We start from the raw sequence: 14,289 nt of genomic DNA on the forward strand, positions 1-14,289 counted from the left end.
CATTACGTTTACATCAATTGCGACTTCCATCTCGACAAGGCGGAACGAAGCCGGAAAAGAGCCTTCGAATGAAGCTGGGAGATCCGTGAAGGTGACAAGCTCATGATTTCAGCGATTTCGGACAGCGTCATCTCCTCGAAGTAAAACAGGGAGACGACGAGTCTTTCCTTCTCTGGAAGCTTGTCGATTACACCTACTAGCACTTCTTTCAAGCTGCCGACTTCTGCTACCGTTTCCGGTCGCGGAGTCAGCTCGTCCACGATGTAGGAATGTCTTGCGGTCTTCTGCTCGTCCTCTTCCCCTACTGCCTCGTCAATGGAAACCATGCTGGCCAAAGAGGTTTCCAGAAACACCTGCTGCAGATCTTTTTCGCTTATTCCGAGATATTCGGAAACTTCCTGATCGGTTGGCATTCGCAGCATTTTCTGCTCCAAGGTGGTGTACGCTTCTTCGATTTTTTTGGCCTTGTCCCGAACGGTGCGAGGGATCCAGTCATTTTCACGCAGGCCGTCAATCATGGCTCCGCGAATGCGCCACATGGCATATGTCTCGAATTGCAGTCCCCGCGTATGATCGAATTTGGCCAAAGCGTCCAGCAACCCAAATCGTCCGTAGCTGATTAAGTCATCCTTGTCCACGTTAGCCGGCAAATTGATGGCCAGCCGATTTGCCACCTTGTCCACCAGCGGCAAAAACTTGGTGATGAGATCAACTTCCGCTTCGCGACTGCCCTCTTGCTTCCACATGACCCATTTATCGAACTCTTTTGCTTTTTCTTGACTGGTTAGCCGTGCCACGAATAGTCACCAACCTTTACTCATCTGTTAAGCGCCTAACGACCTCTGCAACGGTGGCTGGATCCTCAGTAGGAGGTACCGCCTCCAGCTTGGTGAAGGAGAGCGGAGAAAATGCTTCCTCTGCCGCCGTCTCACCCGTTTGTTCTGTCGGCTTCGCCTCTGTCCCGCCTTCAGCCAGAGGAGCGGTTGACTCCTCTGGTCCTTCTGCTGTCACGGACTGGCCTGGTGTCTCGGTGACGAGAGCCAGAACAAAGCGGATCGGAAAAGCGGCAAGGAAGAATATCACCAGAGCAATGACGGCCCGCTCCAGAGAGACAAGCCAGACATTACTCGCAAGTGCCGTGCAAAATGTGATGACAAAAGCGAGCAACCCCATGCCTGCATTTATCCAAATGGTTCCCAACATTCTTATACTTCCTTCACACCTTGATTTACCGTACGGATTTGAAGAACCCCACTGGTGGCATCCATCTCTATTGTCCGACCGCAGTTTCCCCCTGTATCTTCTGCCACGATTCTAATGTGAGCTTCCTTCAAAGCCTGTTTGCAAGCCTCGACATTTCTAGGCCCAATCCGCATGGTGTCGCTGCTTCCGAGAAAGGCAAACATCTGTGCTCCACCCGCGATTTTGGCGACGATATTCCGGGTTTGGGCACCTGCTTTTTCCATCAACTCGATCAGATGGGGAATCGCTGTATCGGCGTACTTCCCGATCGTCACCTCCCCGCTTTTGGCCAGCGAAGACTCCGGAAGCATAACGTGTGCCATCCCTGCAATTTTATGGATATGATCGTAGAGGACAACCCCTACGCAAGAACCCAGACCTGTGGTTCGTAGCTTGCTCGGTGGCTTTGCCACACCGAGGTCGGCCATACCTATCTTAATAATCTCCATCGAACGGAACCCCTAATGAACGAAATAGAATAGGAAGCGATTCAGGATCAGGGATAAGGAAAAAGTTCCCTTTGACTTTTTCATTGCCTTCAAAAAAAGCTGTGTCAATCGTGAGGGCAAAGTCACCCGCTTGACCCAACGCTATTAATCCGTAGCTGAGAATCGCTCCAGCCATATCCACAGCGAGCGCAGGTACAGAAGGCTGCAGGTTGAGCTGTGTGAAATCTGCCAGTGAGGAGAGATAGGACCCAGTCAAAATATTGCCGATCTCGTGAAGAGCCGAAATTTCCAGCTCTTCCCAATCATAAACATCCTTGTTGATCCCCGTAATTTGTTCCAGCAGATGTCTCGCAGAGTCCAGGTCGAGAATGAAAAACATGTTTCCTGGACAATCGCCTTCAACTCGTAAAAAGACGGTAACGACAACCGCTTCCGCGCCACCGACACAATCCGCCACTTCGTCAAACGGTATGATGCTGACCTGAGGCACTTTCATGTCGATCTCTTTTTGCATCAGCTTGGAGAGAGCCGTTGCAGCATGTCCTGCACCGATGTTCCCGATTTCCCGCAGCACATCAAATTGGAAATCCCCAAACTTTGTGAAATAGGCCATCTTTCTTACCCCTCAATTGAGTCCAGTTGTTTGATTTCCTCTGTGCTCAATACTTTATCGAGATTCAACAAAATCAACAGTCGTTTGTCCAGCTTCGCTACTCCGCGCAGATAAGCGGCTTCAACCCCGCCTACAACTTCTGGCGGCGGCTCAATCGCATTGACCGGGATGTCGATGACATCGTTGGCAGCATCCACAATCAAGCCGACTTCCAGTTCGCCTACCGCGACGATGATGATGCGGGTCGATTCGGAATAGAGGCTTTCCTCCAGCCCGAACCGGTTGCGAAGGTCAATGATCGGGGTGACCACTCCGCGCAGGTTGATAACTCCTTTGACGAACTGGGGCGTGCGTGGAACACGGGTGATGTGCTCCAGCTTTTCGATCGATTTTACTTGATTGACTTCTACCCCGTACTCTTCGTCCTTTAACCGAAACACAATCACTTTGACTTCGCTTACGATTTCTTTTTGATCGAGCATGTGGCTGCCCCTCCCTCTACTTAATCAGTGCGTTGCAATCAATGATGAGAGCGACTTGGCCGTCTCCCAGGATCGTTGCACCCGAAATGGCAAAGACGTTGACCAGGTACTTGCCAAGTGATTTGAGGACGATTTCCTGCTGGCCGATAAAGGAATCGACCACAAGCCCGGCCATTTTTTCCCCTTTGCGGACGATGACAACCGCTACTTCATCGTCTTTGTCCGCCCCGTTGTCCGGCACCTGGAAAATGTCCTGCAAGGAAACGAGCGGAACAACGCGTCCCCTGAAGTCGATCACCTTTTGGCGATGAGCCATCATGATCTGGTCTTTCTTGAACACAGCCGTTTCAATAATCGAGGAAAGCGGCACCGCGTACTTCTCGTCTTTTACCTGCACAAGCATCGCAGAAATGATCGAGAGCGTCAGCGGGAGCTGGATCAGGAAAGTCGTTCCTTGTCCGCGAACAGATTCGACACCGACGCTGCCGCCGAGCGATTCGATCTTGGATTTGACGACATCCAGCCCTACGCCGCGGCCGGAAATATCCGAGACCACTTCAGCGGTACTAAAACCCGCTGCGAACAACAGTTCGTGAATTTGCTTATCCGACATGCTATCTGCGTTGGCCGGATTCACAATGCCCCGTTCAATCGCTTTTTTCAGCACTTTTTCCTTGTTGATGCCTGCGCCGTCGTCTTTCACTTCGATAAAGACGTGGTTGCCGCTGTGGAACGCGCGCAGTACGATCGTTCCTTCTTCCGGCTTTCCGGCCATTTTCCGATCTGCCGGCGATTCGATCCCGTGGTCGAGCGAGTTGCGCAACAAGTGGTTGAGCGGGTCCCCGATCTCGTCGATGACGGTGCGATCCAGCTCTGTCTCCGCCCCGATGATTTCCAGATTCACTTTTTTATGTAGCTCCTTCTGCAAATCGCGAATCATGCGCGGGAAGCGATTGAAGACTTGCTCGACGGGAACCATGCGCATCGTCAGGATGATGTTTTGCAAATCTCCGCTGATGCGGCTCATATGCTCCACCGTTTCCTGCAGCTCGCTTTTGCCGATCTCGCGAGCCAACTGCTCCAGACGTCCGCGGTCGATTACCAGCTCGCTGAACAGGTTCATCAAAATGTCCAGGCGGTCGATGTCGACGCGGATCGTTTTGCCGCCAGCGGTCGCTTTCTTGGCAGCGGCTGCCTGGGCATTGTCCGGCGCTTTTTTCTCCACAGGTGCGGCTGCTTCCGTCACTACAGGAGTTGGTGGCGCTTCTTTTTTCAATTGAATCGGATCAATCGCAACGTCCTGTATCTCCGAAATGTTGAGAATCGTGCTGCGGACTTTTTCCGCAGACTGCATGGTGACGTAGGCGATCTCGAAAGATTGCTCGAAGCACTCGTTTTCGATATCCTCGACCGACGGCTTCGTCTTGATGACTTCCCCCATCGATTCCAACTGGTCGAACACCATGTAGGCGCGCGCCGCTTTCAGCAGGCAGTTCTCATTCAGCGTGACCTTGATCCACATCACGTTGTTGCCGAGCTCCTTGGACTGCTTCAGCACCATCAGCGCGTAGTCGTCCAGGTCGTGGTCCTCGGCAGGCGTGCCTTCCGCTTGCGCCGCCTCGACTGCTTCCTCTTCCGCTACGGCTGTCGCAGCCGCCGCCACTTCCTGTTCGGCGGAATAATCGCCGGAGACAATCGCCCTCAGCTTTTTCACCGGACCCGATACGTCGGCCGAGCCGTCTCCGCCTTCTGTAATATCGATCACCATGCTTTCGATCAGATCCACGCTTTGAAAGATGACATCCATGATGTCACTGGTGATCGTCAGCTTCTGGTTGCGAATCAGATCGAGCACGTTTTCCGCTTCGTGCGTCAGGCTGGCCATATCTTCGAAGCCCATGGTCGCCGACATCCCTTTCAAGGTGTGCGCCGAACGAAAAATTTCCTTGACGTGCGCAATGTTTCCCGGATCACTTTCCAACAGCAACAAATTGGCGTTGATTGCTTGCAGGTGTTCTTTTGACTCCTCAATAAACATGTCCAAATACTGATTCATATCCATCGGTGATCCACCTCCCAAAATCAGTGCAAGAGCTTGCACAACAGCTCTGGAATTTTTTCTAATGGGGCCACATGATCTGCCAGTCCTGCCTGGATCGCCGCTCGTGGCATCCCGAATACGACACAACTCGACTCGTCTTCGATAATACTGGTAACAGGTCCAAGCTCCTTCATCTGCTTTAGACCTTTGGTCCCATCATTTCCCATGCCTGTCATGATAATTGCCCATTTGTCTACATTTGTCAATCGACTGGCGGATTCAAAAAGGACGTCGACAGAAGGTCTGTGACCTCCCCGCGGCTCTTGCTGGTGCAGGTGGGCCTGCAGCTTTCCATTCGCCTGGTGCACCTCAAAGTGATACCCGCCTGGTGCAATATAGGCTGTGCCCGGCTCAAGCCATTCCCCGTCCGTTACCTCCGTCACACGTATGTGGCATAGGGAGTCGAGCCTTTGCGCCAGCGATTTCGTAAAACCAGCCGGCATGTGCTGCACAATCGCGATCGGTGCCGGGAAGCCAGCCGGGATTGCGGTCAGGACGTTTTGCAGCGCCTTGGGGCCGCCTGTCGACGTTCCCAGCACGACCAGTCTTGCTTTTCCGCTGCTTTGCAGTCGCGGCAAAGCGTTCAGGACAGGCGGCTGTGCCGTTCGCACCGGAGCGGTGGCAGAAGCCGGACTTGGCCGCATTGGCTCTGGCGCGGCAGGTCTGCTCGGTCGCAGCGTCCGGCGCATGTGGCCTTTCGCTACCGCCGCCGCTTTGACCCGCTCGATCAGCCGATCCGCGACTTTGTGAATATCGAGTGAAATCGGGCCAGACGGCTTCGTAATAAAGTCAAAGGCACCCAGTTCCAAAGCCTGAATCGTCGCCTCTGCTCCCTCGCGTGTCAGGCTGCTCAGCATAACCACTGGCACCGGACAGTCTGCCATGAGCTTTTCCAATGCTTCCAGGCCGTTCATGATCGGCATCTCGATGTCCAGTGTGAGGACATCCGGACTGAGTTGTTTGCACTTTTCGATACATTCGAGTCCATTCTTTGCTCGATCAATCACTTCAATCTCGGGATCGCCTGATAAAATGTCGCTAATAACTTTACGCATGAATGCAGAATCATCTGTGACCAGAACTCGAATTTTGCTCAATCGAATGTCACTCCCTTCCTACCTGTTTGCCTTATCGTATGAAGTGTTTCAGCCTCGCAAGAAAACCTTTCAGCCCGCTCGTCATTGCATCTGCATCGGCTGGAGTCTCCAAATACCGGGCTACAAGATTCCGAATGCTTTTTGCGGCTTGCGATTGCGGATATGTAAGTAGAAAAGGACGCTGTTGCTTCACAGCCTTTGATACGTGAGGATCGTCAGAAACATGTCCAAGCGACTGGATGTCCATGTCCAGAAACCGCTTGGCGACCATCGCCAGCTTGTCTGCCGTCATCTTGCCTTCTCTCTCCGAGGAGACGCGATTGATGACCAGGCGGATGACAACCGCAGGGTTGCGGGCGTGGAGCATTTTAATCACGGCGTAAGCGTCCGTAATCGCGGGCGGCTCCGGCGTTGTCACCAGGATGACTTCATCCGACGAGAGCATGAAGCGCAACGACTCCTTCGACAAACCCGCTCCCGTATCAAAAATGATCGTATCCGCATAGCCCTGCAACGGATTCAGGCGAGAAAACAGCCGATCCAGCTTCGGCTCGTCCAGTTGCATGATCTGGGTAAATCCAGACCCGCCCGCAATAAATTCCAGTCCCCCGGGCCCTCGCTCAATGATTTCCCAAACATCAGTGTCCGGCTCAAGCAAGTGGAACAGGTGCTTCTTCGGCGTAATCCCCATCAACACATCGAGGTTGGCAAGGCCGAGATCGACGTCGAACAAGACTGCTTTATGGCCCCGTTCGAGCAATCCAAGCCCAAAATTCAAGCTGAAATTGGACTTGCCAACCCCGCCTTTTCCACTGGTCACGGTCACCAGCCGGGTCGTTTTTTCTCTTGCGCCGGATTGCTGCATGCGCACGCGAAGTTGTTCTGCTTGGTCTCTCATCTAAGTCAATCTCCCATAATCATCGTCGCCGCAAGCTCTGGTGAGGCTGCCACGATATCGTCTGGCACGTTTTGTCCCGTCGTGAAGTAAGAGAGGGCAAGCTTGCTCTCATAGCAAATGTTCAAGATCGAGCCGTAGCTGTTCGTCTCGTCTGCCTTGGTGAAAATGACCTGCTTGGCAGGGACCTCCGCAAAGTTTTCCACGATGGTTTTCATGTCGTTGTACTTCGAGCCGAGACTCAGCACGAGGTAATTCACGCTGTTCTTCCCATGCTCGACCAGCTCGCGAATCCCTTGCACGTATTCATCGTTGCGGAAATTGCGGCCAGCCGTGTCGACAAAAATGAGATCGCAGTCGCTGAGACGCTCCATAGCCGGGGCCATTTCTTTCGGAGAAAACACAACCTCCAGCGGCACATTCAAGATGTTGGCGTACGTCTTCAACTGCTCCACGGCTGCCATCCGGTACGTATCTGCAGTAATAAACCCGATCCGGCGCTTTTCCTTCAGCATGCTGCTGGCTGCCAGCTTGGCGATCGTGGTCGTCTTGCCTACGCCCGTAGGCCCGAAAAAGAAGGCGAACTGGACATTTCGCGGGATGCCTGCTGACTTTGGTGCGTAGGGCGCAAGCATCGACGCAATGATCTTGCGCGTCTCGCGAAAAGCCGCTTCCTCGCTCCATCCGCCCTGAGGTTGCGCCTGCTCCATCAGCTTGCGGATGATTTCCGCCGTCACCTCTTCCGCCGTCTCCTGCCTGACCAGCCGGCTGCGTACTTCCTGTACGGCGGGCGGCAGTTGCTGGCTGAGATCGTTGACCAACAGCTTCTGGAACATTTGCCGCATGTCGCGGACTTCGTTCGCGAGGGCATCGTGCGTCGTGCTGCTGGGAGCTGCCGCGCTTTCCTTTGCCTGCTCGGCGGGAGCTTCTTTGACCGCAACTTCCCTCTGCCGGCTGGCCGGCTGTGCCGCCTCCGCGCGCGTCGCCACAGCAGCCGGGGCAGATGCCGGATTGTCCGGCGTCCTTGGCTCGCTTCGTTGCGGCACCGCTCGCTCAGCGGCTTCTTTTGCCTGGTTGGCTCTGCGATAAGCTTGCTGAGCCGTGTAGGTACCCGTCTGCCCAGTGGAGAAAACGTCCTTCGACCGATGCTCATCCGCGACCGGAGCACTCTCGCGTTCCGTTGCCTTTTCATCGACAGCAGCGATTACTTCGATTTTCTGTTTGCCAAACATACCGAACAATCCGCCTGTCTTGATCGATTTGGAGTTCAGGATGACTGCGTCTATTCCCAGATCGAGCCTGATTTTTTCCATCGCCTCTGGCATCGAATCGACAATGTAACGTTTTACCCTCACGAAATGTTCACCATCCCTACGCTTTGCACTTCAACATTTGGCTCTAGCTCGCTGTACGACAATACAGGAATATCAGGCATCATTCGCTCCACCAACTGACGCAGGTACATGCGAATGGCCGGTGACGCGAGGATGATCGGCTGCTGGCCGGAGTTAATCATTTTGCTCACTTCCGCCGACATGCTTTGGAAGATCCGTTGCGACGTCTCTGGGTCCATCGCCAGGTAGCTTCCCTGCTCAGACTGTTCCACCCGCTCGGAGATTGCTTTTTCCAAGCCGGCGCCTGCTGTCAGCACCCGCAAAGGCTGTCCGGGCTCTGTAAACTGCAGCGTAATCTGTCTGGACATCGCCTGTCTTACGTACTCGGTCAGCACTTCCGGGTCTTTTGTAAACATGGCGTGGTCCGCCAACGCTTCGAGAATGACTTGCAGATTGCGAACCGACACTTTTTCACGCAACAGCTTCTGCAGTACTTTTTGCACATCGCCAATCGACAAAAGTCCTGGAATGAGCTCGTCCACCAGTACCGGGGCCACTTCTCGCACGTTGTCGATAAGCGCCCGCGTTTCTTGTCGGCCGAGCAGCTCATGCGCGTGGCGCTTGACCACTTCTGTGAGATGCGTCGCTACGACAGACGGCGGATCGACTACCGTGTAGCCAGACAGCTCGGCAATCTCCTTATTTTCTTCTGTTACCCATAATGCAGGCAATCCAAACGCAGGCTCTACTGTTTCGATCCCGACAATGGAATCATCGTCAATTCCAGGGCTCATGGCGAGGTAGTGATCGAGCAGAATTTCCCCTTTGGCGACCTGGTTGCCTTTGATTTTTATCATGTATTCGTTTGGCCGCAACTGAATATTGTCGCGGATGCGGATGACGGGAACGACGATCCCCATTTCCAGCGCGATCTGTCTGCGAATCATGATGACGCGATCCAGCAGGTCCCCGCCTTGCTTTACGTCAGCGAGCGGAATCAGGCCGTAGCCAAATTCGAACTCGATCGGGTCCACTTGCAAAAGGTTGACCACGCTTTCCGGACTGCGCACTTCTTCGATTTGCTGCTCCTCCACCTTGTCTGCCGATTCCTGAATCTCGATCTTCTGCTTCTTGTCCATCCGCCACGCTGCGTAACCCATGATCCCGGACACCGGCAAAACAGGCAGCAGCCCGATTGGGGTGAACAGGCCAAGCAGCAGCATGCAGCCAGCTACGATGTACAAAAGGCGCGGAAAGGAGAACATTTGCCGGGCGATGTCGTCGCCCAGCCCTTCCCCGGAGGTGGAGCGAGTGACGATGATCCCGGCTGCGGTCGAGATGAGCAGCGCAGGAATCTGGCTGACGAGTGCATCCCCGACCGACATGGTGGTAAATCGGGAAGCAGATTCTTGAAAGCTGAAGCCATGAACAAGCATCCCGATGATGAATCCGCCGATGATGTTCACAATAAAGATGATAATTCCTGCGATGGCGTCCCCTTTGACGAATTTGCTGGCACCATCCATGGCCCCGTAAAAGTCTGCCTCATTTTCGATCTTTTTTCTCCGTACACGCGCTTCTGCTTCTGTAATCATCCCTGCATTCAAGTCCGCGTCGATACTCATTTGCTTCCCTGGCATCGCGTCGAGCGTAAAGCGTGCGGCTACTTCTGCGACACGCTCGGAGCCTTTTGTAATGACGATGAACTGAATGACGATCAGAATCAGAAACACGACGAATCCGACTACCTGGTTCCCACCGACGACAAAGCTGCCAAACGTCTCGATCACTTGTCCGCCTTCCCCATGCGACAAAATGTTCCGCGTCGTGGACACGTTCAAAGCGAGCCGAAACAACGTCGTAATCAAAAGCACTGTCGGAAAAATGGAGAACTCCAGCGTTTCTTTTGTGTACATCGACACAAGCAAAATGGTCAACGCAAGGGAGATATTCAAAATGAGCAGCAAATCAAGAAGCCCAGAAGGGAGTGGGATTACCATCATGACAACAATGCTTATCACAAATAGAATCGTACCAATTTCCTTGAATCGAAATCCCACCGTTCATCCTCCTTCCTCGTTATTTCACTTTCCCTTGCAGCTTGTAGACGTACGCGAGGACTTCCGCGACCGCTTTAAACATCTCTTCGGGAATTTGTTGTCCAATTTCAACCTGACTATAGAGAGCCCGGGCCAGGGGCTTGTTTTCCATCGTAACAATCCGGTGCTTCTTGGCCACCTCTCTGATTTTCAGCGCCAGGTAATCCTGGCCTTTTGCCACTACCGTAGGGGCGCTCATTGCACTGGCATCGTAGCGGATTGCGACGGCAAAGTGGGTCGGGTTCGTAATGATGACGTCCGCTTTCGGCAGCTCTTGCATCATCCGACGCAGCGCCATGCTCCGCTGCCTCTCGCGAATTTTCCCTTTGATTAGCGGGTCCCCTTCCGCCTGCTTGTGCTCGTCTTTAATGTCCTGTTTGGACATCCGCAAATTCTTTTCATGTTCATACCGTTGATAGGCGTAATCCATAATCGCCAGAATGAACAGCAGCAAACCGATGTAAATTCCGAGTTTGGTTACTTCAGTTCCTGTAAAAGACAGGACGCTCCCCAGCGAGAGCAAGGAAAGCTGGGTGACTTGTTCTTTGGCACTCCATAAAATGACGTAAGCCACATACATGCAAGCACTGATTTTCAATAGCGATTTCAGCAATTCGACGAGGGAGCGCATGGAGAAAATGCGTTTGGCTCCTTTGATCGGGTCCAGCTTCTCCAGCTTCATCTGCAGCGGCTCCGTACTAATCATCCAGCCCACCTGCATGTAATTGACGGCGAAGGCGACCAGAAAGGCCAGCCCCAGTACAGGGCCCACGATTTTCAGCGCCTCGAAGGCCATCGACATGACGATGACTTTCAGATTCTCTTCGTTCAACTGCCAGCTCGTAAACGTGATAAGCGCTTCTCGCATCAGGTTCTGGAACGTACTGAGCATGGAAGGCCCGAGCATCATCAGCAAAAAAAAGAACGAAGTCAATACGATGGAAGGAGAGAGATCCTGGCTTTTCGCCACCTGCCCCTTTTTTCGGGCATCCTCCTTTTTCTTGGGAGTCGCCTTCTCCGTTTTTTCGCCGCTAAAAAACTGCAGGTCTACGGGGTAAAGGAACCTCATCTGCGTCATGGTGATCCTCCGAGCGATTTCATCATTTCTGCGAGTGCCCGGAACATGTTGTCAAACAGTCCGTTTAACGTCAGTAAAAAGGCGGGCATGACAACGATCAAGAGCAGAAAGCTGGCAAGCAGTTTGATCGGCAAGCCGACCACAAAAATATTAAACTGCGGGACAGATTTGGCGATAATACCAAGAGAGAGGTCTACCAAAAACAGCGCGACCACGATTGGCGCCGCCATCAAAAACGCGCTCAAAAACATGTTCTGAAACACTTTGACCGCTGTCATCATCGCGCTTTCACTGCCAAAAGCGGCCCACATGCGATCCACCGGAATCGCCTGGTAGCTGCTCATGATCCCGCGCAGCAGCATGTGATGTCCATTGATGCTAAAAAAATACAAAATCGCCAAGATATTCTTGAAGTTCCCCGTCACAGGGATGTAGGCGCCCGTTTTCGGGTCGATCACGTTCGCCATGGCCAGGCCCATTTGCATGTCCATCAGCCCTCCGGCAACCTGGACAGCGACAAACATCAGCTCGCAAATATAGCCGAGAATCAAGCCTACGAGCGCTTCCTTTATCACATAGAGCATAAACGTCAAATCCAGCGGAATCTGTCCTTGCACCGGCAACGCTTGAAAGCTAATCAAGGCGACGATGAAGGCCAAGCCGATTTTGAACTGGGCAGGCACGCCCCTGATCGCGAAAAAGGGAGCCACTACAAAAAAGGCGCTCATTCTGACAAACACCAGCAAGAAAACAGGCAAATACGTGAGATAAAGGCTCATACGCTATCCGACAAAACGATGCAGGTTTCCGAAGATCCCCATCGTAAAATCTAGCATGACGCGCAGCATCCACGGTCCTACCGCCAAAATGATAATAAACACGGCGACGATCTTCGGAATGAATGCGAGCGTCTGCTCCTGAATTTGCGTGGTTGCCTGAAAAACGCTGACCATCAACCCGACCAGTAAGGCGATCCCGAGCGCGGGCGCCGAAACCAGCAGGATGGTGTAAACAGAGCTTTGGGCAATTTGCATCAGTAATTCCTGTGTCATGCTCTAACCTCCTGGTCCCTTCGGAATGTCGCTAAAAACTGGTCAAAAGGGATTTCACTACTAAGTACCAGCCGTCTACCATAATGAACAGCAAAATTTTGAACGGCAGCGAAATCATGACCGGCGGCAGCATCATCATCCCCATCCCCATCAAAATGCTGGAGATAATCATGTCGATGACCAGAAACGGGATGAAGATCATAAAGCCGATCTGAAAGGCCGTTTTCAGCTCGCTGATCGCATAGGCAGGTACGAGAACAGTAAGCGGAATATCCTGAATCGTCTTCGGTCGCTCCGCTTTCGTAAATTCCAAAAACAGCGCCAAATCTTTTTCGCGCGTCTGCTTGGCCATAAATTCCTTGAACGGAATGACCGCCGCATCGAATGCCTGCTGCTGCGTCAGCTTGCCCTGCATAAATGGTTGCACGGCCGTTTCATTCACTTTGCCCAAAGTCGGGGCCATGATGAAAAACGTCAGAAACAAAGCGAGCGCCACCAGCACCTGGTTGGGCGGCATTTGCTGGGTCGCCAAGGCATTTCGCACAAACGACAAGACAATGACAATTCGCGTAAAACTCGTCATCAACAACAAGATAGCTGGTGCCACTGAGAGCACAGTCAAGATCAGCAACAACTGAATCGCTGAGGATGTCTCCTGTGGTGTCCCAGTGCCGCCGCCGATTTGCAAGTCAATGCTCGGAATTAGCGGTGTTCCTCCTGGCGCGGCTGCCGCCATCTCCGGTACGGCGAGCACTGCGGCAACAAGCACAAGCACCTGTAAAAAATATTTCATTTTCGGTCCCCTCTGTCGGAAACTTCCTCTTTGTCCCACAAGTCGGAGTTGAGTGGTCGATTTTTCACGTTGTCCCACTGCCCTTTCAAAAGCTCCTGAAAGGTTTTTCCGTCCACATCCGAAGAAAACAGCAACTCTTCGTCAGCCTGCTTCTTTTTGCTGAATGGCAGCCAGTTCAGCGATAACGGGTTTTTGATCGGTGCGATTTCCGCATCGGCCAAGATCAGGTCCACCTCTTCCCCCGGTTCGATGCGGCGAAGCAGTTGGACATTCTCTCCCACTCCCACAATGTACAAGGACTCTCCGATCATGACCACCTGCAGCGTCTTCCCGTTGCCAAGGGCTGCCGCACTGATAATTTTGATCGGTCCTTGGCTTTGCCCGACTTGGCGTCGCCCGAGAAAACGGAGCAGGAAAAAGATAAGAACAGCGATAAAGCCGAGTGAAAAAATGACTTGCACCAAATAACCGATCATGCTGCCTGTTCCGCTGCCCGGAATGGCCGCCGGCTGTTCGCCGCCGGCGGGCGCATTGCTCTTGTCTGTATTCCCTTGGTTGTACGCATCGGCTACAGTACCTTCCGCATGGACGGCAATGGGCAGGGCGGAGACAAACAGCACGAGGATCAGACTGAAGATCCACAAAAGCCTCGTCCCTGCATTCCGGATCTTCATCATTAGCTCAAAGTCTTTTTGATCGCTTCCAGCACGCGATCTGCCTGGAATGGTTTTACGATGAAATCTTTCGCGCCCGCCTGAATCGCATCAATAACCATGGCCTGTTGTCCCATCGCGGAGCACATGATGACGCGTGCGTTCGGATCGAGCTTTTTGATTTCTTTCAGAGCAGAAATGCCATCCATTTCCGGCATGGTAATGTCCATTGTCACCAAATCTGGTCCCAATTCCTTGTACTTCTCAACCGCCTGTGCTCCATCGCTTGCTTCCCCTACGACGCTGTAGCCGTTTTTGGACAAAATCTCCTTAATCATCATACGCATGAATGCTGCATCATCAACGATCAATACTTTGTTTGACATGAATAGATCCTCCCC

16 protein-coding genes are annotated in these 14,289 nt (G+C 52.9%); all 16 read right to left on the reverse strand.

The genetic code is table 11. The features are described 5' to 3' along the window. Window positions 1-8: 8 nt before the first annotated feature. Genes AC27IT_RS02435 through AC27IT_RS02510 form a run of 16 tightly spaced genes read right to left on the reverse strand, consistent with a single transcriptional unit; the run spans window position 9 to window position 14,274 of the window. Window positions 9-797 carry a FliA/WhiG family RNA polymerase sigma factor gene (locus AC27IT_RS02435; RefSeq protein WP_005834208.1) on the reverse strand — a complete coding sequence of 263 codons (789 nt, stop codon included), beginning with the start codon at window positions 795-797 and terminating at the stop codon, window positions 9-11. A gap of 16 nt (window positions 798-813) precedes the next feature. Then, a complete protein-coding gene (locus tag AC27IT_RS02440) occupies window positions 814-1,203 on the reverse strand; it encodes a hypothetical protein (RefSeq protein WP_005834211.1) in 390 nt (129 codons plus the stop codon). Window positions 1,204-1,205: 2 nt separating this feature from the next. Further along, on the reverse strand, window positions 1,206-1,691 hold the full coding sequence (locus AC27IT_RS02445) for a chemotaxis protein CheD (protein ID WP_005834213.1): 486 nt from the start codon (window positions 1,689-1,691) through the stop codon (window positions 1,206-1,208). Next, window positions 1,678-2,304, reverse strand: coding sequence for a chemotaxis protein CheC (locus AC27IT_RS02450; protein ID WP_005834215.1), 627 nt, complete (start codon window positions 2,302-2,304; stop codon window positions 1,678-1,680). The genes AC27IT_RS02445 and AC27IT_RS02450 overlap by 14 nt, the downstream gene beginning before the upstream one ends. 5 nt (window positions 2,305-2,309) lie before the next feature. Continuing rightward, window positions 2,310-2,786 (reverse strand): chemotaxis protein CheW, encoded by a 477-nt coding sequence (locus tag AC27IT_RS02455; protein WP_005834216.1) that lies wholly within the window; start codon window positions 2,784-2,786, stop codon window positions 2,310-2,312. Window positions 2,787-2,802: 16 nt separating this feature from the next. Further along, a complete protein-coding gene (locus AC27IT_RS02460) occupies window positions 2,803-4,848 on the reverse strand; it encodes a chemotaxis protein CheA (RefSeq protein WP_005834218.1) in 2,046 nt (681 codons plus the stop codon). 20 nt (window positions 4,849-4,868) lie between these two features. Then, on the reverse strand, window positions 4,869-5,984 hold the full coding sequence (locus tag AC27IT_RS02465) for a protein-glutamate methylesterase/protein-glutamine glutaminase (RefSeq protein WP_005834221.1): 1,116 nt from the start codon (window positions 5,982-5,984) through the stop codon (window positions 4,869-4,871). Between the two features lie 31 nt (window positions 5,985-6,015). Further along, window positions 6,016-6,882: a MinD/ParA family protein gene (locus tag AC27IT_RS02470; protein ID WP_005834223.1), complete on the reverse strand. Its 867-nt coding sequence runs from the start codon at window positions 6,880-6,882 to the stop codon at window positions 6,016-6,018. A 5-nt stretch (window positions 6,883-6,887) separates the two neighbouring features. Then, the gene (gene flhF, locus AC27IT_RS02475) at window positions 6,888-8,234 is read right to left on the reverse strand and encodes a flagellar biosynthesis GTPase FlhF (protein WP_007777789.1); all 1,347 of its coding nucleotides are present in this window, start codon (window positions 8,232-8,234) and stop codon (window positions 6,888-6,890) included. Then, on the reverse strand, window positions 8,231-10,273 hold the full coding sequence (flhA, locus tag AC27IT_RS02480; protein WP_005834227.1) for a flagellar biosynthesis protein FlhA: 2,043 nt from the start codon (window positions 10,271-10,273) through the stop codon (window positions 8,231-8,233). Before flhA ends, flhF begins: the two co-directional genes overlap by 4 nt. A gap of 19 nt (window positions 10,274-10,292) precedes the next feature. Then, window positions 10,293-11,390, reverse strand: a complete 1,098-nt coding sequence (gene flhB / locus AC27IT_RS02485; RefSeq protein WP_005834229.1) for a flagellar biosynthesis protein FlhB — start codon at window positions 11,388-11,390, stop codon at window positions 10,293-10,295. After that, a complete protein-coding gene (gene fliR, locus AC27IT_RS02490; RefSeq protein WP_025846110.1) occupies window positions 11,387-12,169 on the reverse strand; it encodes a flagellar biosynthetic protein FliR in 783 nt (260 codons plus the stop codon). Before fliR ends, flhB begins: the two co-directional genes overlap by 4 nt. A 3-nt stretch (window positions 12,170-12,172) precedes the next feature. Then, window positions 12,173-12,442, reverse strand: coding sequence for a flagellar biosynthesis protein FliQ (gene fliQ / locus AC27IT_RS02495; protein ID WP_005834233.1), 270 nt, complete (start codon window positions 12,440-12,442; stop codon window positions 12,173-12,175). A gap of 31 nt (window positions 12,443-12,473) precedes the next feature. Further along, window positions 12,474-13,235, reverse strand: coding sequence for a flagellar type III secretion system pore protein FliP (fliP, locus tag AC27IT_RS02500; RefSeq protein WP_005834235.1), 762 nt, complete (start codon window positions 13,233-13,235; stop codon window positions 12,474-12,476). Continuing rightward, window positions 13,232-13,879, reverse strand: coding sequence for a flagellar biosynthetic protein FliO (locus tag AC27IT_RS02505; protein WP_309478681.1), 648 nt, complete (start codon window positions 13,877-13,879; stop codon window positions 13,232-13,234). The genes fliP and AC27IT_RS02505 overlap by 4 nt, the downstream gene beginning before the upstream one ends. 32 nt (window positions 13,880-13,911) lie before the next feature. Beyond that, window positions 13,912-14,274, reverse strand: a complete 363-nt coding sequence (locus AC27IT_RS02510) for a response regulator (RefSeq protein WP_005834238.1) — start codon at window positions 14,272-14,274, stop codon at window positions 13,912-13,914. Window positions 14,275-14,289: the final 15 nt, after the last annotated feature.

The sequence above is a fragment of the Brevibacillus sp. YAE8 genome (assembly GCF_057543335.1).